The organism is Pseudomonas sp. MHK4 (genome assembly GCF_054600775.1).
The window spans coordinates 537,395-558,939 of record NZ_BAAIAK010000003.1 but is presented as its reverse complement, the minus strand read 5'-3'; the positions used below and the strand labels follow the sequence as shown (position 1 = coordinate 558,939).

19 protein-coding genes and 1 pseudogene are annotated in these 21,545 nt (G+C 61.4%); 12 read left to right on the top strand and 8 right to left on the bottom strand.

Annotated features, from left to right (window positions below; genetic code table 11):
- Positions 1-4: 4 nt before the first annotated feature.
- The 5 genes from etfA to ACYP2Q_RS11215 form a co-directional block, all read right to left on the bottom strand.
- The gene (gene etfA / locus ACYP2Q_RS11235; RefSeq protein WP_459730502.1) at positions 5-1,225 is read right to left on the bottom strand and encodes an electron transfer flavoprotein subunit alpha; all 1,221 of its coding nucleotides are present in this window, start codon (positions 1,223-1,225) and stop codon (positions 5-7) included.
- A complete protein-coding gene (dgcB, locus tag ACYP2Q_RS11230; RefSeq protein WP_459730501.1) occupies positions 1,225-3,174 on the bottom strand; it encodes a dimethylglycine demethylation protein DgcB in 1,950 nt (649 codons plus the stop codon). Before dgcB ends, etfA begins: the two co-directional genes overlap by 1 nt.
- A gap of 183 nt (positions 3,175-3,357) precedes the next feature.
- A complete protein-coding gene (gene dgcA / locus ACYP2Q_RS11225; protein WP_274075571.1) occupies positions 3,358-5,418 on the bottom strand; it encodes a dimethylglycine demethylation protein DgcA in 2,061 nt (686 codons plus the stop codon).
- Positions 5,419-5,433: 15 nt separating this feature from the next.
- Positions 5,434-5,964: a DUF5943 domain-containing protein gene (locus ACYP2Q_RS11220; RefSeq protein WP_025108544.1), complete on the bottom strand. Its 531-nt coding sequence runs from the start codon at positions 5,962-5,964 to the stop codon at positions 5,434-5,436.
- A gap of 78 nt (positions 5,965-6,042) precedes the next feature.
- Positions 6,043-7,020, bottom strand: coding sequence for a dipeptidase (locus ACYP2Q_RS11215; RefSeq protein WP_459730500.1), 978 nt, complete (start codon positions 7,018-7,020; stop codon positions 6,043-6,045).
- Between the two features lie 236 nt (positions 7,021-7,256).
- Here ACYP2Q_RS11215 and ACYP2Q_RS11210 point away from each other — a divergent pair, with 236 nt between their 5' ends.
- The 3 genes and pseudogenes from ACYP2Q_RS11210 to ACYP2Q_RS11200 all read left to right on the top strand — a co-directional run bounded on the left by ACYP2Q_RS11210 (position 7,257) and on the right by ACYP2Q_RS11200 (position 8,348).
- Entirely contained in the window at positions 7,257-7,658 is a 402-nt protein-coding gene (locus ACYP2Q_RS11210; RefSeq protein WP_459730499.1) for a lysozyme inhibitor LprI family protein, read from the top strand.
- Positions 7,659-7,676: 18 nt separating this feature from the next.
- Positions 7,677-7,898, top strand: a pseudogene (locus ACYP2Q_RS11205) (helix-turn-helix domain-containing protein); the annotation flags it as partial.
- A 33-nt stretch (positions 7,899-7,931) separates the two neighbouring features.
- A complete protein-coding gene (locus ACYP2Q_RS11200; RefSeq protein WP_459730498.1) occupies positions 7,932-8,348 on the top strand; it encodes a DUF3010 family protein in 417 nt (138 codons plus the stop codon).
- A 125-nt stretch (positions 8,349-8,473) separates the two neighbouring features.
- Here the strand turns inward: ACYP2Q_RS11200 and ACYP2Q_RS11195 are convergent, their stop codons facing one another.
- Positions 8,474-9,433, bottom strand: coding sequence for a GlxA family transcriptional regulator (locus tag ACYP2Q_RS11195; RefSeq protein WP_459730497.1), 960 nt, complete (start codon positions 9,431-9,433; stop codon positions 8,474-8,476).
- Positions 9,434-9,627: 194 nt separating this feature from the next.
- Between ACYP2Q_RS11195 and ACYP2Q_RS11190 the strand changes: the two genes are divergently transcribed.
- The 6 genes from ACYP2Q_RS11190 (at position 9,628) to ACYP2Q_RS11165 (ending at position 15,023) form a co-directional block, all read left to right on the top strand.
- Positions 9,628-10,572: a choline ABC transporter substrate-binding protein gene (locus ACYP2Q_RS11190; RefSeq protein WP_459730496.1), complete on the top strand. Its 945-nt coding sequence runs from the start codon at positions 9,628-9,630 to the stop codon at positions 10,570-10,572.
- Between the two features lie 73 nt (positions 10,573-10,645).
- Positions 10,646-11,533, top strand: a complete 888-nt coding sequence (locus tag ACYP2Q_RS11185; protein ID WP_247254495.1) for a beta-keto acid cleavage family enzyme — start codon at positions 10,646-10,648, stop codon at positions 11,531-11,533.
- A gap of 129 nt (positions 11,534-11,662) precedes the next feature.
- Complete coding sequence (locus ACYP2Q_RS11180) at positions 11,663-12,628, top strand: L-carnitine dehydrogenase (RefSeq protein ID WP_459730495.1); 966 nt, start codon at positions 11,663-11,665, stop codon at positions 12,626-12,628.
- 124 nt (positions 12,629-12,752) lie between these two features.
- A complete protein-coding gene (locus tag ACYP2Q_RS11175) occupies positions 12,753-13,229 on the top strand; it encodes a thioesterase family protein (RefSeq protein ID WP_459730494.1) in 477 nt (158 codons plus the stop codon).
- A 12-nt stretch (positions 13,230-13,241) separates the two neighbouring features.
- The gene (locus ACYP2Q_RS11170; RefSeq protein WP_459730493.1) at positions 13,242-14,405 is read left to right on the top strand and encodes a gamma-butyrobetaine dioxygenase; all 1,164 of its coding nucleotides are present in this window, start codon (positions 13,242-13,244) and stop codon (positions 14,403-14,405) included.
- A 351-nt stretch (positions 14,406-14,756) separates the two neighbouring features.
- Entirely contained in the window at positions 14,757-15,023 is a 267-nt protein-coding gene (locus ACYP2Q_RS11165) for a hypothetical protein (RefSeq protein ID WP_459730492.1), read from the top strand.
- Positions 15,024-15,118: 95 nt separating this feature from the next.
- On the opposite strand, the gene gbdR is transcribed toward ACYP2Q_RS11165, so the two are convergent.
- Positions 15,119-16,222, bottom strand: a complete 1,104-nt coding sequence (gbdR, locus tag ACYP2Q_RS11160) for a choline metabolism transcriptional regulator GbdR (RefSeq protein WP_007975492.1) — start codon at positions 16,220-16,222, stop codon at positions 15,119-15,121.
- Between the two features lie 448 nt (positions 16,223-16,670).
- Complete coding sequence (locus tag ACYP2Q_RS11155) at positions 16,671-18,047, bottom strand: L-serine ammonia-lyase (RefSeq protein ID WP_459730491.1); 1,377 nt, start codon at positions 18,045-18,047, stop codon at positions 16,671-16,673.
- Between the two features lie 437 nt (positions 18,048-18,484).
- Here ACYP2Q_RS11155 and ACYP2Q_RS11150 point away from each other — a divergent pair, with 437 nt between their 5' ends.
- From ACYP2Q_RS11150 to choV, 3 genes are all read left to right on the top strand, one after another.
- A complete protein-coding gene (locus ACYP2Q_RS11150; protein ID WP_459730490.1) occupies positions 18,485-19,432 on the top strand; it encodes a choline ABC transporter substrate-binding protein in 948 nt (315 codons plus the stop codon).
- Between the two features lie 66 nt (positions 19,433-19,498).
- Positions 19,499-20,344, top strand: a complete 846-nt coding sequence (gene choW, locus ACYP2Q_RS11145) for a choline ABC transporter permease subunit (protein WP_459730489.1) — start codon at positions 19,499-19,501, stop codon at positions 20,342-20,344.
- A complete protein-coding gene (gene choV, locus ACYP2Q_RS11140) occupies positions 20,341-21,519 on the top strand; it encodes a choline ABC transporter ATP-binding protein (protein WP_459730488.1) in 1,179 nt (392 codons plus the stop codon). Before choW ends, choV begins: the two co-directional genes overlap by 4 nt.
- The last annotated feature ends 26 nt before the right edge of the window (positions 21,520-21,545 follow it).

The following is a 21,545-nucleotide window of genomic DNA, read 5'->3' as shown; positions in this document are numbered from 1 at the left end:
CCCCTTAAGCCGCATCGCGCCTGGCGTCGTTGCGGTAGGCCTCTACCGCCGCGATCAAGGCTTGAAGAATCTCGGCGCTTTCGCCAATCACCGACAGGTCGGCCCGTTTGATCATGTCGCAGCCCGGGTCGAGGTTGATCGCCACCACCTTGTCGCAGGCACCAATGCCTTGCAGGTGCTGGATCGCCCCGGAGATCCCCACCGCCACGTAGACCCGTGCGGTGACCCAGGTGCCGGACGCGCCGACCTGGCGATCACGGGCCATGAAGCCGTCGTCCACCGCCACCCGGGACGCGCCTTCGGTGGCGCCCAAGGCTTCGGCGGTCCTGTGGAAAAGTCCCCAATCCTTGACCCCGTTGCCGCCGGAGAAGATGAACTCCGCTTCGGCCATCGGAATCGCCGCCGGGTCCACCGCCACCGCGCCCAGATCCTCGATGCGCGAGAGACTGCGCGCGATGGTTGTGGATAACTCCACCGGCAAGGCTTCGTGACGGGTTTCGCTGACCGGTTCGGCGCATTCCACAGCTGCCAGGATCAACCGCGCAAGCGGCCGCGCCAGGTCTTGCAAACCGGCGCCGGCACGGCCGATGCATTCCTGATCCTTGACCTGCCAGACCCGCGTGGCCGGGCGTTCGCCCAGGGCGGCGGCAAAGCGTCGACCCAGTTCACCGCCACCGGTGCGACTGTCGGGCAGCAGCCAATGGCGTGGGTTGAACTGGTTATCCACAGCCCGCAGGCCCTGGACCCGTTGCTCCGGTGCATAACCGCTGAACTCCTCGCCTTCGAGCACCAGCAAGCGATCGACGCCAGCCGTGGCGAAGGCGTTCTCTTTGTGCTCGCCAAAGACCACGGCCATTACCGCGCCGTCCTTGCCGGCCAATTGATGAGCCAGGCCGAGCAAGTCGCGGTCGTGGCTGCTCAAGCGGCCGCCGACCATGTCCGGCACCACGCTGATGTAGAACGCCGGTGCAGGTACCTGATGCAGCGGCAATTGCACTTCAACGGCGGCCGTACGCTTGGTCGCTCCGCCCTGCTGGGCGCCGCTGCGGTCGATGCGCTTGATCCCGTTGGGGCCGATGAAGCCGATGCCATGGGGATTCTTGCGGATGACGCCGTTCGGCCCCATCCAGCTGTGTTGCGCCGGTTGCATGGCCGCATGCAGCGGATGCAGGCGGTTGCGGGCGATCCATTCGGCACGGGGGTCGCGGCGGATAATGTCGCTCATCAATGCACCTCCGCAGGTTCACGTTGGGCCGGTGTGGCCGGCTTGCTCGGTGCCTGGTCTTCCAGCAATGCGTCGGCCACCAGTTCGGCAATGTCCTTGATCAAGGGGCGCGGCTCAACCACGCCTTCAAGCATCGCGGTGCACTGCGGGCAGCCCACGGCAACCAGTTCGGCGCCCGTCTCGCGGATGTCTTCCATGCGCATGTCGGGGATGCGCTGCTTGCCCGGGATATCGGTGATCGGCGCGCCACCGCCACCGCCGCAGCAGCGCGAACGGAAGCCTGAGCGTTGCATTTCCTTGACCTCGATGCCGAGTGCGCGCAGGACCTGGCGCGGCGCCTCGTACTCGCCGTTGTAGCGGCCGAGGTAGCACGGGTCGTGATAGGTCACGCTGTCGCCCTTGTGCTGACCGAGGTTCAGCGCGCCGGCGTCGATGATTTCCGCCATATAGGTGCTGTGGTGCTGCACCAGGTAGTTGCCATCGAAAGCACCGTATTCGTTTTTCAGCACGTGGAAGCTGTGCGGATCGCAGGTGACGATGCGGTTGAAGCTGTACTTGGCCAGGGTCTGGATATTGCGTTTGGCCAGCAACTGGAAGGTTGCCTCGTCACCCAGACGCCGGGCCACGTCGCCACTGTCGCGCTCTTCGAGGCCGAGCACGGCGAAGTCGATTTTTGCAGCTTTCAACACTTTGACGAACGCGCGCAGGGTGCGCTGGTTGCGCATGTCGAAGGCGCCGTCGCCGACCCAGAACAGCACGTCGGTGGATTTCTTTTCGCTCAGCAGATTGAGGTTCAGGTCCGCCGCCCAGTTCATCCGCCCGCCCGGGGCGAAGCCGCCAGGGTTGTCGGTGGCAATCAGGTTTTCCAGGACTTCGGCGCCCTTGTTCGGGGTCGCGCCTTTTTCCAGGGTCAGATGGCGACGCATGTCGACGATGGCATCGACGTGCTCGATCATCATCGGGCATTCCTCGACGCAGGCGCGGCAAGTGGTGCACGACCACAGGGTTTCGGCATCCACCAGACCGTTTACGATCGGCTGATGTGGATTGCCCCCGTGCTCTCCAATGGCTTTGCCGGGATACGGGCTGCCGGCGAACTTGGCATCGGTGCCACCGGCGAGGCCGACGACCATGTCCTGAATCAGCTTTTTCGGGTTCAGCGGCTGGCCGGCGGCGAAGGCCGGGCACGCGGCTTCGCACTTGCCGCACTGCACACAGGCGTCGAAACCGAGCAGTTGGTTCCAGGTGAAATCCTTGGGTTTTTCCACCCCCAGCGGCGCAGACAGGTCGGTCAAGTCCAGGGGTTTCAAACCGGTGGAGCGGCCGCCGCCAAAGCGCTCGGCGCGACGGTGCCAGGCCAGGTGCAGGGCACCGGCGAAGGCGTGTTTCATCGGCCCGCCCCAGGTCATGCCGAAGAACAACTCGGACACGCCCCACAGCACACCGATACCGAGGATGACCGCCAACAGCCAGCCCCCGAAGTTTTCCGGGAGGATGCCGGCCACCGGCAGGGTCACCAGGAAGAACGACGCCGAGAACGCCAGCAGGCTTTTCGGCAGGCGCATCCACGGGCCTTTCGACAGGCGCGCAGGCGGGTTGCGTCGACGCAGGTAAACGAAGATCGCGCCGACGAACATCACCGCTGTCATCAACAGCAGCGCATAGCCGAGCAAGCGGTTATGCAGGCCGAAACCATGCACCAGGATCGCCAGCACGACGGACGCCACCGCGCCGCCGGCCGTGGCCACGTGGGTATTGGCGATGTATTTGTCCCGCGCCACCACGTGGTGCAGGTCGACCATGTAGCGCTTGGGCATGGCGAACAGGCCGCCGATCAGATCGACCTTCGAGGCTCGCCCCCGGCGCCACATGGCTACCCGCCGCAACGCGCCCAGAACCGCGAGGCCCAGGGCGGCGAACAACAGGATTGGAAGAAGGGTGTTAAGCATGGTGAAGCTCCCAAAGACCGCAGGGTCTTGCAGGCCAAACTACCTGGATGCCTTGCCCGATTCCTTGTAGGAGCGAGCTTGCTCGCGAAAAACCTGAGAACGTCGCGTTAAATCAGACTGCCCGCGTCATCGTTCACGTCCATCGCGAGCAAGCTCGCCCCTACAAGGGTTATCAACAAGCTCTTAGAAATCCTTGCACAGCCGCAGTGCGTCGTAGATCGCGGCGTGTACGTTACGCTGGGCCACGCAGTCGCCGATGCGGAACAGCAAGTAGCCGTCGCCGCTCTGTGCAAGGCTTGGTTGTGGCTTGATCGCGAACAACGCCTCGACGTCGATCTGGCCCTTGTTGCGCGAGCCTTCCTTCATCGCGTAGTAGATTTCCTCGTCCGGACGCACGCCGTTTTCGATCACCACCTGGTCCACCACCCGCTCCTCTTTGGCGCCGGTGTATTCGTTTTCCAATACTGCGATCAGCTTGTCGCCTTCGCGGTAGACCTTCTCCAGCATCATGTCGCCGGTCATGATCACTTCTTTGGGGTACATGCTGCGGTAGTAAGTCGGGAACGACGTACCGCCGATGGCCACGCCCGGCTTGATGTCGTCGGTGACGATCTCGACCTGGCTGCCCTTGTCGGCGAGGAAGTCGGCGGTGGACATGCCGGTGAACTCGCAGATGGTGTCGTAGACCAGCACGTTCTTGGCCGGTGCAACCTTGCCGTCGAGGATGTCCCAGCTGCTGACCACCAGGCCTTCAGCCGCGCCCCAGTGTTCATTCTGTTCGATGAACGGATGTCCGCCGACAGCCAGCACCACCACGTCCGGACGCAGGTCCATGATGGTGGGCGCATCCGCCGCGGTGCCCAGGCGCAGGTCGACTTTCAGGCGCGCCAGTTCCAGCTGGTACCAGCGCGTGATGCCGGCGATCTGGTCCCGTTGCGGCGCTTTCGAGGCCGTGGTGATCTGCCCGCCAATGAACTCCTTCTTCTCGAACAGCGTGACGTCGTGACCACGCTCGGCGGCCACGCGGGCGGCTTCCATCCCCGCGGGACCGGCGCCGACCACCACCACCTTGCGTTTCACCCCGGTGGTTTTCTCGATGATGTGCGGCAGGCCCATGTATTCACGGGAGGTCGCCGCGTTCTGGATGCACAACACGTCCAGGCCCTGGTATTGACGGTCGATGCAGTAGTTGGCGCCGACGCACTGCTTGATCTGGTCGATCTGGCCCATCTTGATCTTGGCGATCAGGTGCGGGTCGGCAATGTGCGCGCGGGTCATGCCGACCATGTCGACGTAACCGCCTTCCAGAATCCGCGTGGCCTGGTTCGGGTCCTTGATGTTCTGCGCGTGCAGCACCGGAACCTTGACCACTTCCTTGATACCGGCGGCCAGGTGCAGGAACGGCTCCGGTGGATAACTCATGTTCGGAATCACGTTGGCCAGGGTGTTGTGGGTGTCGCAACCCGAGCCCACGACGCCGAGGAAATCGAGCATGCCGGTGTCGTCGTAATACTTGGCGATCTGCTTCATGTCCTCATGGGACAAACCATCCGGGTGGAACTCGTCACCGCAGATGCGCATGCCCACGCAGAAATCGTCACCGACCTCGGCGCGCACGGCTTTCAACACTTCCAGGCCGAACTTCATGCGGCCTTCGAAAGTGCCGCCCCATTCGTCGGTACGTTTGTTGACCCGCGGGCTCCAGAACTGGTCGATCATGTGCTGGTGCACTGCCGAGAGTTCCACACCGTCCAGGCCACCGGCCTTGGCGCGGCGCGCGGCCTGCGCGTAGTTGCCGATCACCCGCCAGATTTCTTCCGGCTCGATGGTCTTGCAGGTGGCACGGTGCACCGGCTCGCGCACGCCCGATGGCGACATCAGGGTCGGCCAGTTGAAGCCGTCCCAACGCGAGCGCCGGCCCATGTGGGTAATCTGGATCATGATCTTGGCGCCGTGCTTGTGCATGGCGTCGGCCAGATTCTGGAAGTGCGGAATGATGCGGTCGGTGGACAGGTTGACCGAACTCCACCACTCCTGCGGGCTGTCGATGGCCACGACGGACGAACCGCCGCAGATCGCCAGGCCGATCCCGCCCTTGGCCTTCTCTTCGTAATACTTGACGTACCGGTCGGTGGTCATGCCGCCGTCAGTGGCATAGACCTCGGCGTGCGCGGTGCTGAGCACGCGGTTGCGGATGGTCAGTTTGCCGATCTGGATCGGCTGGAACATTGCTTCGAAAGCCATGGCGGGTTCCTCGACTTACAACGGCTTGACGGTGAACAAGCCGTCTTCGTGGCCCTCTTCGGAGCCACCGTAGACTTGCTCGGCCACGGTGCGGATCTGGCTGCCGCGAGCGGCGAGGATCTGGTCCATGGCACCGGCAAACCAGCCGGTGAACATGTAGTCGACCTTGCGCCCGACCTTGCCGTACACGTAGACGAAGGCGGAGTGTTCGAGCTTGACGCTGGCGGTGCCTTTGTCGAGGTCGATGTCCTGGATCTTGAACAGGCCCCAGCCGCGTTGCGACAGGCGCTTCATGTAGTGCTCGAACACCGCGACGCCTTCCAGGCCATGGCATTCGGCTTCTTTTTCACACCAGTGCCAGGCGGACTTGTAGCCGGCCTTGTAGAGGATTTCGGCGTAAGCTTCGGCGCCCAGCACTTCCTCGATGCCCATGTGGTTGTTGACGAAGAAATGGCGCGGCACATACAGCATCGGCAGGGCGTCGGACGTCCATACACCGGTTTCGCTGTCGACTTCGATAGGCAATTGCGGGGCGATCTTGGCCATGGAAACTTAACTCCAGAAAAATTTGGGTGTTGCCTGCGGCGCGGATGGCCGCAGGAAAGGATTCAGAAGTGCGGCGGCTTACTCGCCCCAAACATCTTTCAAGACGTTGACCCAGTTCTCGCCCATGATCTTGCGCACTACGCGCTCGGAATGGCCGCGCTTGAGCAGCGTCTCGGTCAGGTTCGGGAACTCGCCGACGGTGCGGATGCCCAGCGGGTTGATGATCTTGCCGAAGCTCGTCAGGCGGCGGGCGTAGCCCTTGTCGTGGGTCAGGTATTCGAAGAAGTCCTGGCCATGACCCTGGGTGAAGTCGGTGCCGATGCCGATGGCGTCCTCACCAACGATGTTCATGGTGTATTCGATGGCTTCGGCGTAGTCGTCGATGGTCGAATCGATGCCCTTGGCGAGGAACGGCGCGAACATGGTCACGCCGACGAAACCACCGTGATCGGCAATGAACTTCAGCTCTTCATCGGACTTGTTGCGCGGGTGGATTTTCAGGCCCGACGGCAGGCAATGGGAGTAGCACACCGGTTTCCTAGATTCGAGGATGACTTCTTCGGACGTCTTGGAGCCAACGTGGGACAGGTCGCACATCACGCCAACGCGGTTCATCTCGGCGACGATTTCGCGACCGAAGCCCGACAGGCCACCGTCACGCTCGTAGCAGCCGGTGCCCACCAGGTTCTGGGTGTTGTAGCACATCTGCACGATACCGACGCCGAGCTGCTTGAACACCTCGACATAGCCGATCTGGTCTTCAAAGGCGTGGGCGTTCTGGAAACCGAAGAGGATGCCGGTCTTGCCCTGCTCCTTGGCCTTGCGGATGTCGGCGGTGGTGCGCACCGGAATCACCAGGTCGCTGTTCTCGCGGATCAGTTTCTGGCTGGCGGCGATGTTGTTGACGGTGGCCTGGAAGCCCTCCCATACCGACACGGTGCAGTTGGCGGCGGTCAGACCGCCCTTGCGCATGTCTTCGAACAGCTCACGGTTCCACTTGGCAATAATCAACCCGTCGATAACGATGCTGTCGGCGTGCAATTCGGCTGGGCTCATCAGGCTGTCCCCTTGTTGTCGATTCATGCGCCGAATCGTCTGCCGGCGCTTTGGGGCCAGCATATGCCTGAGGGACGGGGCAGCCGGGTGCAAAAACGACAGGGGAATTGCCGAAAGCGTCAATCCGCGACAAAGGGTCGTCGCCAGGCACAAATGCCGACCTGTTCAAGGCTCTCCGCTTGGGCCAGAATTCGCCGCATCTCTTGATGCTTCACTGGATGGGAGCGGCAACGCACATGAAATTCATCTTCCTGGCATTGGCACTGATGGCGACCGGCTTACACGCAGCCGAGGAGTCCGAGGACACCCCCTGCGACAAAGTCGAAAACGACATCCAGACCCTGGAATGCTCGGCCTTCAATAAAACCACCGCCGAAGACTTGCTGAGCGAGAACTACAAGAGCCTGGCCGAGCGCATGCAGTCGCTCTATGGCAAGAACCCGTCGCAATTGGCCGACATCACCGCGAAGATCAAAGCAGCGCAACAACAATGGCTGAAAACCCGCGACGCCGACTGCGCCATCGAAGCCTTCCCGGCCACTGCTGGCAGCAAGGCATTCACTATTGCGCAAAACGATTGCGTGGCGCGGATGAGCGATGAGCGGTCGGAGTTTTTGGAGTCGATTGGGCAGGAGTAAACGTAAAGGATGGAAAACATGATGATCCCTCACGAAGTCGTCAGCCGCATTGTCGATGGTGCGTTGCCTGTACGCGCCTGGCGCGAACACTTGAACCTTACACAGGATGAAGTGGCCAAACGCATGGGCATCTCCCAACCGGCTTTCGCCCAGCAGGAAACCGTCGCGAAGCCGCGCAAGGTCACCCGCGAAAAAATTGCGGCGGCGTTTGGCATCACCGCCGATCAACTTGAGCTGTAAGCTGCACGCCTTCAGCCAGAAAAGGGATTCAACATGAAAGTCTGCGGCATCGAAATCAAAGGCAGCGAAGCGATCATTGCCGTGGCCACCCTCGAAGGTTCGGCCTTGGGCCACCTGGCGCTCGCCACCAAAAAAATCGCTCTGGATGATGACGACGAAGCCGCCAACGTCAAAGTGTTTGCGGCTCAGGTTGCCTCGTTTGTGCGCGAGAATTCGATTGATCGCATTGCGATCAAGAAGCGCAGCAAGAAAGGTGAGTTTGCGGGTGGGCCGACGACGTTCAAGATCGAAGGGGTTTTCCAGTTGCTGGAGAATTGCGAAGTGACGCTGTTGTCGCCGCAGACCATCAATGCCCAAGCCAAGAAGCACGGTTTTGAGCCACCGGCGACGCTGAACAAGTATCAGCATGAGGCTTATAAAGCGGCGTGTTCGGCGTTGGTGAGAAAATAAGATCCACCATAGATCAATCTGTGGGAGCTAGCCTGCTGGCGATAGCGGTGTATCAGCCACTCAAGATGCTGACTGATACACCGCTATCGCCAGCAGGCTAGCTCCCACAGGGAATCTGCGTAGTTTCAGATTACTTTTTGTGTATCGCTTATCCGCCGTCGATCCTCCCGGGGGCAACGCTCAAACTTCGCCCGATAGCTGCGGGTGAAATACGACGGCGATTCAAAACCGCAGGCGATACTCACTTCCAGCACACTCATATCGGTCTGGCGCAACAATTGTCGCGCCTTCTCCAGTCGCAAACGCAGATAGAAGTTGCTCGGTGTGTCGTTCAAATGCAGGCGGAACAACCGTTCCAGTTGACGCCGCGTCACCTTGATCGATTCCGCCAATTCCAGCGTACTCAGCGGCGGTTCGCTGTGCTGCTCCATCTCACCAATCACCTGCACCAGCTTCTTGTTACTGATGCCATAACGCGTGGCGACCTCCATGCGTTGGTGGTCTTTGCGCGGGCGGATGCGGCCGAGCACGAATTGCTCGCTGACCTGGATCGCCAGTTCCGGGCCGTGGGCCTGGGCGATCAGATCCAGCATTAAATCGATGGAGGCGGTGCCGCCGGCGGAGGTGATGCGCCGACGGTCGATCTCGAACAACTCCTGGGTGACGCTGAGCTGCGGATAGGACTCCTTGAAGGCGTCGATGGCTTCCCAGTGCAGGGTCAGGCGGTGGCCGTCGAGCAGGCCGGCTTCGGCGAGGATGAAGCTGCCGGTGTCGATGGCGCCGAGGGTCACGCCTTCGTTGTCCAGCCTGCGCAGCCAATGCTCCAGCGCCGGGGTGGCGAATTTCAGCGGTTCGAAGCCGGCGACCACCAACAAGGTCGCGCCTTTTTTCAGCGGTTCCAGCGCCGCGTCGGCGTTGACCGACATGCCGTTGCTGGCCAGCACCGCCCCTCCGTCGGCGCTCAATACATGCCAGCGATACAACTCGCCGCGAAAGCGATTGGCGACCCGCAACGGCTCGATGGCCGAGATAAATCCAATGGCCGAAAAACCCGGCATCAACAAGAAGTAGAAATCCTGGGACATGGCGCTCTCGATTGGCGGGTAGCGTGAGGATGTTGATACGCCACTTGCAACACGCATTCAAGAGCACAGGTCGCTGCAGTGCAAGAGCTGGTCGCCGCAGTGCGCTTTCATGGCCGCATTGCTGCGTAACTTGGCATCACCGGCGCACAAAGACGACCGGACCCACAATAATGAAACTGCCGAGGAACCTGAGAATGAAACGACTGATCAGCAGCTGTGTTCTTGCACTCAGTGGTACCGCTTTGCTGAGCGCCAGCGTCATGGCCGCGGAACCCGCCTCTTGCCAGAATGTGCGCATGGGCGTGGTGAACTGGACCGACGTGATCGCCACCAGTGCGATGACCCAGGTATTGCTCGACGGCCTCGGCTACAACACCAAGCAAACCAGCGCCTCCCAGCAAATCATCTTCGCCGGGATCCGCGATCAGCGCCTGGACCTGTTCCTGGGTTACTGGAACCCGCTGATGACCCAGACCATCACCCCGTTCGTCGACGCCAACCAGGTCAAGGTGCTTGAAGCGCCCAGCCTGCAAGACGCCCGCGCGACCCTCGCCGTTCCGACTTATCTTGCCGACAAGGGCCTGAAAACCTTCGCCGACATCGCCAAATTCGAAAAAGAACTGGGCGGCAAGATCTACGGCATCGAGCCAGGTTCAGGCGCCAACACCCAGATCAAGGCGATGATCGCCAAGAACCAGTTCGGCCTCGGCAAGTTCCAGCTGGTCGAATCCAGCGAGGCCGGCATGCTCGCGGCGGTGGATCGCGCCGTGCGCCGCAAGGAAGCCGTGGTGTTCTTCGGCTGGGCGCCGCACCCGATGAACGTCAACGTGCAGATGACCTACCTCACCGGCAGCGACGACGCCCTCGGCCCGAACGAAGGCATGGCCACGGTCTGGACCGTCACCGCGCCGAAGTACGCCGAGCAGTGCCCGAACATCGGTCGCCTGCTGAGCAACCTGACGTTCACCGCCGAAGACGAGAGCCGGATGATGCAGCCGCTGCTGGATCACAAGGACGCCTTCGAATCGGCCAAGCAATGGCTGAAAGATCACCCGCAAGACCAACAGCGCTGGCTCGAAGGCGTGACCACCTTCGATGGCAAGCCGGCGGCTGAAAACCTCAAGCTGACCAGCAAATAAACCTGACCTGAGCACCGTTTCGCAGCCCGACAGGGCTGCGAACAGACCCATCACGCCTGTAAGGAATCGCCTCATGAACCACGACGTCATCATCACCTGCGCACTCACCGGTGCTGGCGACACGACCGCCAAGAGCCCACACGTGCCGGTCACCCCGAAACAGATCGCCGCTGCCGCCGTGGAAGCCGCCAAGGCCGGCGCCACCGTGGTTCACTGCCATGTCCGCGACCCTGAAACCGGCAAGTTCAGCCGCGACGTGGCGTTGTACCGCGAAGTGATGGAGCGCATCCGCGAGGCCGACGTCGACATCATCGTCAACCTCACCGCCGGCATGGGTGGCGACCTGGAAATCGGCGCTGGCGAGAAACCGATGGAGTTCGGCCCGAACACTGACCTGGTCGGTCCGCTCACCCGCCTGGCCCATGTCGAAGAACTGCTACCGGAAATCTGCACCCTCGATTGCGGCACGCTGAACTTCGGCGACGGCGACACCATTTACGTCTCCACCCCGGCGCAGCTGCGTGCTGGCGCCAAGCGCATCCAGGAGCTGGGCGTGAAGGCCGAGCTGGAGATTTTCGACACCGGTCACCTGTGGTTCGCCAAGCAGATGATCAAGGAAGGCCTGCTCGACAACCCGCTGTTCCAACTGTGCCTGGGCATCCCGTGGGGCGCGCCGGCCGACACCACCACCATGAAAGCCATGGTCGACAACCTGCCGGCCGACGCCGTGTGGGCCGGCTTCGGCATCGGCCGCATGCAAATGCCGATGGCCGCGCAAGCCGTGCTGCTGGGCGGCAACGTGCGCGTCGGGCTGGAAGACAACCTGTGGCTGGACAAGGGCGTGTTGGCGACCAACGGCCAGTTGGTCGAGCGCGCTACGGAAATCCTCAGCCGCCTCGGCGCTCGCGTCCTGACCCCGGCCGAAGGCCGCAAGAAAATGGGCCTGACCCAGCGCGGTTAACCCCACACACAACCCTGTAGGAGCGAGCTCGCTCGCGAAAAAGGTACAGCCGACGCCAATCAGCGCCTGGAATACCTTCGCGAGCAAGCTCGCTCCTACAAAGATCACCGAATTCTTCAGGAAGTTGCCATGACCTTCATTACCGAAATCAAAACCTTCGCAGCGTTGGGCAGCGGTGTCATCGGCAGCGGCTGGGTGTCCCGCGCCCTCGCCCATGGCCTGGACGTAGTGGCCTGGGACCCTGCGCCCGGTGCCGAGGCAGCCCTGCGCAAACGCGTCGCCAATGCCTGGGGCGCCTTGGAGAAACAAGGCCTGGCACCCGGTGCCTCGCAGGATCGCCTGCGCTTTGTCGCGACCATCGAAGAATGCGTGCGCGACGCCGATTTCATCCAGGAAAGCGCCCCTGAACGCCTTGAACTGAAACTGGAGCTGCACAGCAAGATCAGCGCCGCGGCCAAGCCCGATGCCTTGATTGGTTCCAGTACCTCTGGCCTGTTGCCTAGCGAGTTCTACGAGAGTTCGACCCACCCGGAACGCTGCGTGGTCGGACACCCGTTCAACCCGGTTTACCTGTTACCGCTGGTGGAGGTGGTCGGCGGCAAGAACACCGCGCCAGAAGCGGTGCAAGCGGCAATGAAAGTCTACGAATCCCTCGGCATGCGCCCGCTGCACGTGCGCAAGGAAGTGCCAGGATTCATCGCCGACCGCCTGCTCGAAGCGCTGTGGCGCGAGGCGTTGCACCTGGTCAATGACGGTGTGGCGACGACCGGCGAAATCGACGATGCGATCCGTTTTGGCGCGGGCCTGCGCTGGTCGTTCATGGGTACGTTCCTGACCTACACCCTGGCCGGTGGCGACGCCGGTATGCGCCACTTCATGGCACAGTTCGGCCCGGCACTGCAGTTGCCGTGGACCTACCTGCCGGCGCCGGAGCTGACCGACAAGTTGATCGACGATGTGGTCGACGGTACCAGCGATCAGTTGGGCAAACACAGCATTTCGGCGCTGGAGCGCTATCGTGATGACTGTCTGTTGGCCGTGCTGGAGGCGGTGAAGACCACCAAAGAGAAGCATGGGATGGCATTCGGCGAGTAATCGACTATCAGGTCTGGCCCCATCGCCAGCAGGCTGGCTCCCACAGGAGAATGCATTCCAATGTGGGAGCCGGCCTGCTGGCGATGACGGCATTCCAATCACAATCTGTTCTGGATCAGCCATCATGCCCACCCTCACCACCTACCAAACCAAAATCATCCCCGACTGGGTCGACTACAACGGCCACCTGCGCGACGCCTTCTACCTGCTGATCTTCAGCTACGCCACCGACGCCCTGATGGACCGCCTCGGCATGGACAGCAACAACCGCGAAGCCAGCGGCAACTCGCTGTTCACCCTCGAACTGCACCTCAATTACCTGCACGAAGTGAAGCTCGACGCCGACGTCGAGGTGCACACACAAATAATCGCCCACGACAGCAAACGCCTGCACCTCTATCACAGCCTGCATCTGGCGGGTGATGACAAGGAGCTGGCGGGCAACGAACAAATGCTGCTGCACGTCGACCTCGACGGGCCGCGCTCCACGCCATTCAGCGAAGTAACTTTGGGCAAACTGCAAACCATCGTCGCCGAACAGGCCGACCTGCCCGCTCCCGCCTACATCGGCCGAGTGATCGCATTACCGCCAAAAAAATAACAAGGAGATCGCATGAACACCGCCGCCGCTTTTGCCGACTTCCGTACTTATCCCTTGATCAGCGCGCTGACAGGCGTGCAGGCCATGGCCGATCGTGTCCTGGTGAAGTGGGCCGACAACCGCGTCAGCCCCTTCCACCACCCATGGCTGCGGGACAATTGCCCGTGCCCGCAATGTGTCTACACGGTGACTCGCGAACAGGTGCTGGAAATCGTCGATGTGCCGGAAAACCTGATGCCTGCCCACACCAGGGTCGATGCCGAAGGTTGCCTGAGCATCCAATGGCAGGATGGCCACCTCAGCCGCTTCGACCCTGGCTGGTTGCGGGCTCACGCCTATGACGACGAATCCCGCGCCGAGCGCCTGGCAGGCAAGCCCAAATCCAGGCTTTGGCACAGTGATCTGCAGTTGCCGGTGTTCGAATACCAGGCGCTGATGAACGACACCCAGGCCCTGTTGCAATGGCTGTTGGCCGTGCGCGACACCGGCCTGACCCAGGTCCGTGGCGTACCCACCGAGCCCGGCTCTTTGAAGCTGATCGCCCAACGTATTTCCTTCATCCGCGAGAGCAACTTCGGCGTGCTGTTCAACGTGCAATCCAAGGCCGACGCCGACAGCAACGCCTACACCGCTTTCAACTTGCCGTTGCACAGCGATCTGCCAACCCGGGAGTTGCAACCGGGCCTGCAATTCCTGCATTGCCTGGTCAACGATGCCGAGGGTGGCGAGAGTATTTTCGTCGACGGTTTTGCCATCGCCGACGCACTGCGCCGAGAGGACCCGGAGGCATTCAAGAGTCTTTGCGAGATCCCCGTGGAGTTTCGCAACAAGGACCGCCACAGCGACTACCGCTGCCTCGCGCCGATCATCGCCCTGGACGCGTCGGGACAGGTGTCGGAGATTCGCATGGCGAACTTTCTGCGGGGGCCGTTCGATGCGTCGGTGGAGCAGATGCCCAAGTTGTATCGCGCCTATCGCCGCTTCATTGCGATGACTCGCGAGCCGCGATTCAGGCTGATGCAAAGGCTCAATCCGGGCGAGCTCTGGTGCTTCGACAACCGCCGCACTTTGCATGCGCGCAATGCCTTTGATCCCGCCACCGGGGCGCGGCATTTCCAGGGGTGTTATGTGGATCGGGATGAGTTGTTGTCGCGCATCCTGGTGTTGCAACGCTAGACCGCGTCCCCTCATCTGTAGGAGCTGGCTTGCCAGCGAAGGCGGCGCGCCTGACACACCGCGTTGCCCCATTCGCTGGCAAGCCAGCTCCCACAAACAGTCAAAAAAAAGCCCCGATCAAGCCGTGACAGGATCGAGGCAGAGGGTACTGTTGAGGAGCTGCCGTGGGAAGGTGACCAAACCCTCGTGAAGCGAGCTGGGTCCAGTGTGCCCACTCTTATCGCAGGTAAATAGCCCGAAAACGACCTGCTCATAGTCAATGCTGCCATTACGACAAATCGCCCTTGCCGCCACTGCGTGCCACTACCAGAATCGAGCCACGACATCGTCCCCAGAAGAAGGATTAGCGTCATGATGTACGCCGATTTGATAGACCAGGAAGACCTGTTGGGCCAGCTCAAGTCATTGGGCTTTCAAGTGCCGACCGGCGCCACCGCCGAGCAGGCTTGCGAGTTTGCCGTGCGAGGTTTGAACAACGAGCGGGCCATCGTGCTGCGCACCATGGTCAAGCAGATGTACACCAGCAGCGCGACGATCCTGCCGGCGGTGCGCCAGGCCATCGATAAGCAATTGCTGCCGGCATTGGCGGAGTACCAGCAGAGCCGCACCGCCCGTTAAGACGCCTTCGCAAGCAAGCCCGCTCCCACATTGGATCTGTGAACGACGCAGATCCAATGTGGGAGCGGGCTTGCTCGCGATGAAGGCGCTGCGGTCTAGAGCCTTACGCTAGCGAACGTCGACTCATTACGCGCCTGACTCAGCGCCGACAACGGCCCCGACAACGGCGACAGCACCAGAGCCTGCGGCAGCGGCATCATCGCCACCTGCTGCGTGGTATTGGAGCCTACGCGCTCGTCACGCGGTGGAATGCCGAAGTACTCGCGGTAGCACTTGGAGAAGTGCGGCGTGGACACAAAGCCACAGACCGACGCCACTTCGATGATCGACATCGGCGTCTGCTTGAGCAGTTGCCGCGCGCGGATCAAGCGCAGTTTCAGGTAGTAACGCGACGGCGAGCAATGCAGGTACTTCTGGAACAGCCGCTCCAATTGACGACGGGACACAGCGACGTATACCGCCAGTTCGTCGAGGTCGATCGGCTCTTCGAGGTTGGCTTCCATCAACGCGACGATTTCCTGCAACTTCGGCTGATTGGTGCCGAGCATGTGCTTGAGCGGTACGCGCTGGTGATCCTGTTCGTTGCGGATGCGCTCGTAGACAAACATTTCCGAAATCGCGGCCGACAGCTCGCGCCCGTGATCGCGGCTGATCAGGTGCAGCATCATGTCCAGCGGCGCGGTGCCGCCGGAGCTGGTGAAGCGGTTACGGTCGAGGGTGAACAGGCGGGTACTCATGGCCACCCGCGGAAACGCTTCCTGCATGGCCGCCAGGCATTCCCAGTGCACGCTGCAATCGAAACCGTCCAGCAGGCCGGCGCACGCCAGGGCCCAGCTGCCGGTGCAGACCGCACCCAGGCGACGGGACTGACGGGCCTGGCTCTGCAGCCATGACACGTGTTCGCGGGTAACAGTGCGTTGAATGCCGATGCCACCGCAGACGATCACGGTGTCCATGGGCGGTGCTTTGTGCATGGAGGCGTCAGGGGTGATTTGCAGACCGTCACTGGCCCAGACTTGACCGCCATCGACGGTCAGGGTGGTCCAGCGATACAGCTCACGACCGGACAACTGGTTGGCCATACGCAGTGGTTCGACTGCGGAGGCCAGGGAAATCAGCGTGAAATTGTCCAGCAGCAGAAAGCCGATGGATTGAGGCGCACGGTTCTGGGGTTGGGCCCCGGAGTTGAACGTCGTCATCGCGGTATCTCCTCACACAAAGCGGGTGATGGCCTCAGGCGGAGGCTCTTGTTATTGCCATCGTTCTCGCGTGGGAGACGGGCTTTGTAATGACAGAGCAATTGCCGTGCCTAAAATTGAATGCGCGTTCAATAACTCCTGAAAACGACGTCGGAATGTGCCTATATATGACGCGCCGCGAGTAAGGGTTATAAGTGCCATCAATGGCGGCAAGCGCTCTGCCCCGTTGCGTGTGAGCAAATCGGTAGCACTTGTGGGAACAGGGCTGTGGCGAGGCCTGGAAGAGTGTCACCGCAGGCACGGGTGACGAGTGGTCAAGGTCGGGTCGGTCCTGATTTTGAAGTCAGGTACTTATCTGTAAGCGACGCGCCAAAAGGTGGCGCGCCTGGGATAACGTGTTCTCTAAGCGCGCAGTTTTGACTGGTCTGGCGATAGGGGCGACGCGGTCTCAGCACTCAACCGCGCTAACCGCCAGCCCTCCCCGCGACGTTTCCTTATACTTGTCATGCATATCGGCACCGGTATCGCGCATCGTGCGAATCACCCGGTCCAGCGAGATAAAGTGTTGACCATCGCCGCGCAAAGCCATCTGCGCCGCGTTGATCGCTTTCACCGCGGCAATCGCATTGCGCTCGATGCACGGTACCTGCACCAGGCCGCCCACGGGATCGCATGTCAGCCCCAGGTTGTGTTCCAGGCCGATTTCCGCCGCGTTACACAGTTGTTCCGGCGTGGCCCCAAGGATCTCCGCCAGCCCCGCCGCCGCCATGGCGCAGGCCGAGCCGACTTCGCCCTGGCAACCGACTTCAGCACCGGAGATCGAGGCGTTCTTCTTGCACAGGATCCCCACCGAGGCCGCGCCGAGCAGGTAGTCGACGACATTGGCGTCGGTCACTTCCTCGCTGAACTTCATGAAGTAGTGCAACACCGCTGGAATGATCCCGGCCGCGCCATTGGTCGGTGCCGTGACCATGCGCCCGCCGGCGGCGTTCTCTTCGTTGACCGCCAGGGCGAACAGGTTGACCCACTCCATGGCGCTCAGCGTCGAGCCGATCACGTTGGGTTTGTTCAGCTCCTGCAGGCTGCGATGCAATTTGGCCGCACGCCGGCGCACGTTGAGGCCGCCGGGCAGGATGCCCTCGTGCTTGAGGCCGTGCTCGACGCAATCCTGCATGGCGCGCCACAGGTGCATCAGGCCGCTGCGGATTTCCTCTTCACTGCGCCAGACCTTCTCGTTGGCCATCATCAGTTCGGCTACCCGCAGGTTGTGCTTTTTACACAAGTCCAGCAGCTCGGCCGCGCTGGAAAAATCGTACGGTAGCTCGGTGCGATCCATGTCGACCACCCCGCTGCTGGCTTGCGCCTCATCGACGACAAAACCGCCGCCCACCGAATAGTAGGTGTCGCGATGCAACTCGCCGTCATCGCCTTCGACAATCAGCGTCATGGCGTTGGGGTGAAATGGCAGGTTTTCATCGATCAGGCGCATGTCCCTGGACCAGATGAACGGGACCGGCAAACGGCCATCGAGCAACAAGGTGCCGGTTTCGCGCAGGATGTCGATGCGCAGGCCGATTTGCGACGGATCGATTGCATCCGGCCACTCGCCCATCAGCCCCATGATCACGGCGTTGTCGCTGCCGTGGCCGATGCCGGTGGCCGAGAGCGAACCAAAGAGCTGCACTTCGACACGCCGAACCTGCTCGAGCAGCCCCCGTTCGCGCAACCCCTGCACGAACAGCGCCGCCGCCCGCATAGGCCCCACGGTGTGGGAACTGGAAGGGCCGATGCCGATTTTGAACAGGTCGAAAACACTGATAGCCATTGCTGCCGGACTCCTGGATGTGCCAACTCCAGGCGCAAAAGCGCCCGGTGACGGAGCTGCTACGCTCAAGCTGCAATCCGTCGGGATGGCCGCATCATCAGGCTTTTATCCTGTCGTTCGACGTCTCACACCGACGCACTCATGTCCACGAACGCCGCGTGTCTTTCACGTCGTGTTTGCGCCGTTTTTTTGCGGCTCAGACGGACAAAGGAGGCGGAAAAAAGCTGTAAACGACGTCACCGACACTGGATGCGACCATCCCTGTACTGGTTACGACGCACCCTGTAGGCGTCAGATTTTCACTGGTACATGATCGTATCGACTCGATTGCAAGGCGCCGTGGTAGAGCTGTCTCCAAAACGCCATCCAACCGCAACCTATAAGTGCGGTGGTTCCAGTCGGAAACACTGCCAAAAAAAACACCAAGGAGTCCATTCATGAAAGGTTCCCCGTCGTTGTTGTTGGCCGCCCTGCTTAGTCTGCCGGTTCTGGCGCAAGCCGCTGAACCGGCCCAATGCAACACCGTAAACTTCTCCGATGTCGGCTGGACCGACATCACCGCGACTACCGCGACCACCAGCGTCGTGCTCAACGCCCTCGGCTACAAGACCAAGACCACCATGATTTCCGTGCCCGTGACCTACAAGTCCCTGGCCGACGGCAAGAACATGGACGTGTTCCTGGGCAACTGGATGCCGACCATGGAAAACGACATCAAGGCCTACCGCGATGCCGGCACCGTGGACACCGTGCGCACCAACCTCAAGGGCGCCAAATACACCCTCGCCGTGCCCCAGGCGCTGTATGACAAGGGGCTGCATGATTTCGCCGACATCGCCAAGTTCAAGAAGGAACTCGACGGCAAGATCTACGGCATTGAACCGGGCAACGACGGTAACCGCCTGATCCAGAGTATGATCGACAAGAACGCCTTCGGCCTAAAGGACGCGGGCTTCAAGGTCGTCGAGTCCAGCGAGGCCGGCATGCTGTCGCAGGTCGACCGCGCACAGAAACGCGACACCTCCGTGGTGTTCCTGGGCTGGGCCCCGCACCCGATGAACAAGCGCTTCAAGATTCAATACCTGACCGGCGGCGACGAATTCTTCGGCCCCGATTTTGGCGCCGCCACCGTGGCGACCAACACCCGCAAGGGCTACGCCTCGGAATGCAGCAACGTCGGTCAGTTGCTGAAGAACCTGGAGTTCACCGTCGACATGGAAAGTGAACTGATGGGCAACATCCTGGACGACAAAATGAAGCCTGACGCGGCCGCCAAGGCCTGGCTGAAAAACAATCCCCAGGTGCTCGATACCTGGCTCGCTGGCGTGACCACCATTGACGGTAAACCTGGCCTGGACGCCGTGAAAGCCAAGCTTGCGCAGTAATCGCTTACGCCGGGCGGGCCAGCTCGCCCGGGCTGTTTATTTCCTTGCATGCGGACGTTCACTACCATGCTGATTGATCAGAAAATACCTCTAGGCCAGTACATCGCAGGCTTCGTTGAATGGTTGACGCAACACGGCGCCAACACCTTCGACGCAATTGCCGTGACACTGGAAACGATGATCCACGGCGTGACGTTTGCGCTGACCTGGTTCAACCCGCTGGTCTTGATCGGCCTAATCGCACTACTTGCCCACTTCATCCAGCGCAAATGGGGCCTGACCGCCTTCGTCATTGCCTCTTTCCTGCTGATCCTCAACCTGGGGTACTGGCAGGAAACCATGGAAACCCTCGCCCAGGTGCTGTTCGCCACCCTGGTCTGCGTGGTCATCGGCGTGCCGTTGGGCATCGTCGCCGCGCACAAACCGATGTTCTACACCATGATGCGTCCGGTGCTCGATCTGATGCAGACCGTGCCGACCTTCGTCTACCTCATTCCTACCCTGACTCTCTTCGGCCTGGGTGTGGTCCCCGGCCTGATCTCGACGGTGGTGTTCGCGATTGCCGCGCCCATCCGCCTGACTTACCTGGGCATCCGCGATGTCCCGCAAGAACTGATGGACGCCGGCAAGGCCTTCGGCTGCTCGCGCCGTCAACTGCTCTCACGTATCGAACTGCCCCACGCCATGCCAAGCATCGCGGCCGGCATCACCCAGTGCATCATGCTGTCGCTGTCGATGGTGGTGATCGCGGCACTGGTGGGCGCCGACGGCCTGGGCAAACCCGTGGTCAACGCACTGAATACCGCTGATATCGCCCTGGGCTTCGAAGCAGGCCTGGCGATCGTACTGCTGGCGATCATGCTCGACCGTATCTGCAAACAACCCGACGCTAAAGTAGGGGGTGACGCATGAGCATAATTCGCTTCGAAGACGTGGACGTGATCTTCACCAAGGATCCGCGCGAGGCCCTGAAGCTTCTCGATCAAGGTTTGACCCGCAGCGAGATCCTGAAAAAGACCGGGCAGATCGTTGGCGTCGAAAAGGCCAGCCTGGATATCGAAAAAGGTGAGATATGCGTGCTGATGGGCCTGTCCGGCTCCGGCAAATCCAGCCTGCTGCGTTGCATCAACGGCCTCAACACCGTCAGCCGCGGCAAGCTGTACGTCGAGCACGAAGGCAAGCAGATCAACATTGCTTCCTGTACCCCGGCCGAACTGAAAATGATGCGCACCAAGCGCATCGCGATGGTGTTCCAGAAGTTCGCCCTGATGCCCTGGCTGACAGTGCGCGAGAACATCAGCTTCGGCCTGGAAATGCAGGGGCGTCCGGAGAAGGAACGCAGGAAACTGGTCGATGAAAAACTCGAACTGGTGGGCCTGACCCAATGGCGCAACAAGAAACCCGATGAGCTGTCCGGTGGCATGCAGCAACGCGTGGGCCTGGCCCGCGCGTTGGCGATGGACGCCGACATCCTGCTGATGGACGAACCGTTCTCGGCGCTCGACCCGCTGATCCGCCAGGGTCTGCAGGATGAACTGCTGGAACTGCAACGCAAGCTGAGCAAGACCATCGTCTTCGTGAGCCACGACCTCGATGAAGCCCTGAAGCTCGGCAGCCGTATCGCGATCATGAAAGACGGCCGGATCATCCAGTACAGCAAGCCGGAAGAAATCGTCCTCAACCCGGCGGACGACTACGTGCGCACCTTCGTCGCCCACACCAACCCGCTGAACGTGCTGTGCGGTCGCAGCCTGATGCGCACCCTGGACAACTGCAAGCGCATCAACGGTTCGGTGTGCCTCGATCCGGGTGGCGATTCGTGGCTGGACCTGGCCGAAGGCAACACCATCAAGGGCGCACGCCAGAACGGCTCGAGCCTGGATCTGCAGAACTGGGTACCGGGCCAGGCGGTTGAAGGCCTGGGTCGTCGACCAACCCTGGTGGACTCCAATATCGGCATGCGCGACGCGTTGCAGATTCGTTATCAGACCGGCAACAAACTGGTACTGCACGACAACAATCATGTGGTGGGGATTCTCGGCGACAGCGAGCTGTACCACGCGCTACTCGGCAAGAACCTGGGGTAAGGCAACAGGCACAAAAACGCCGCGAG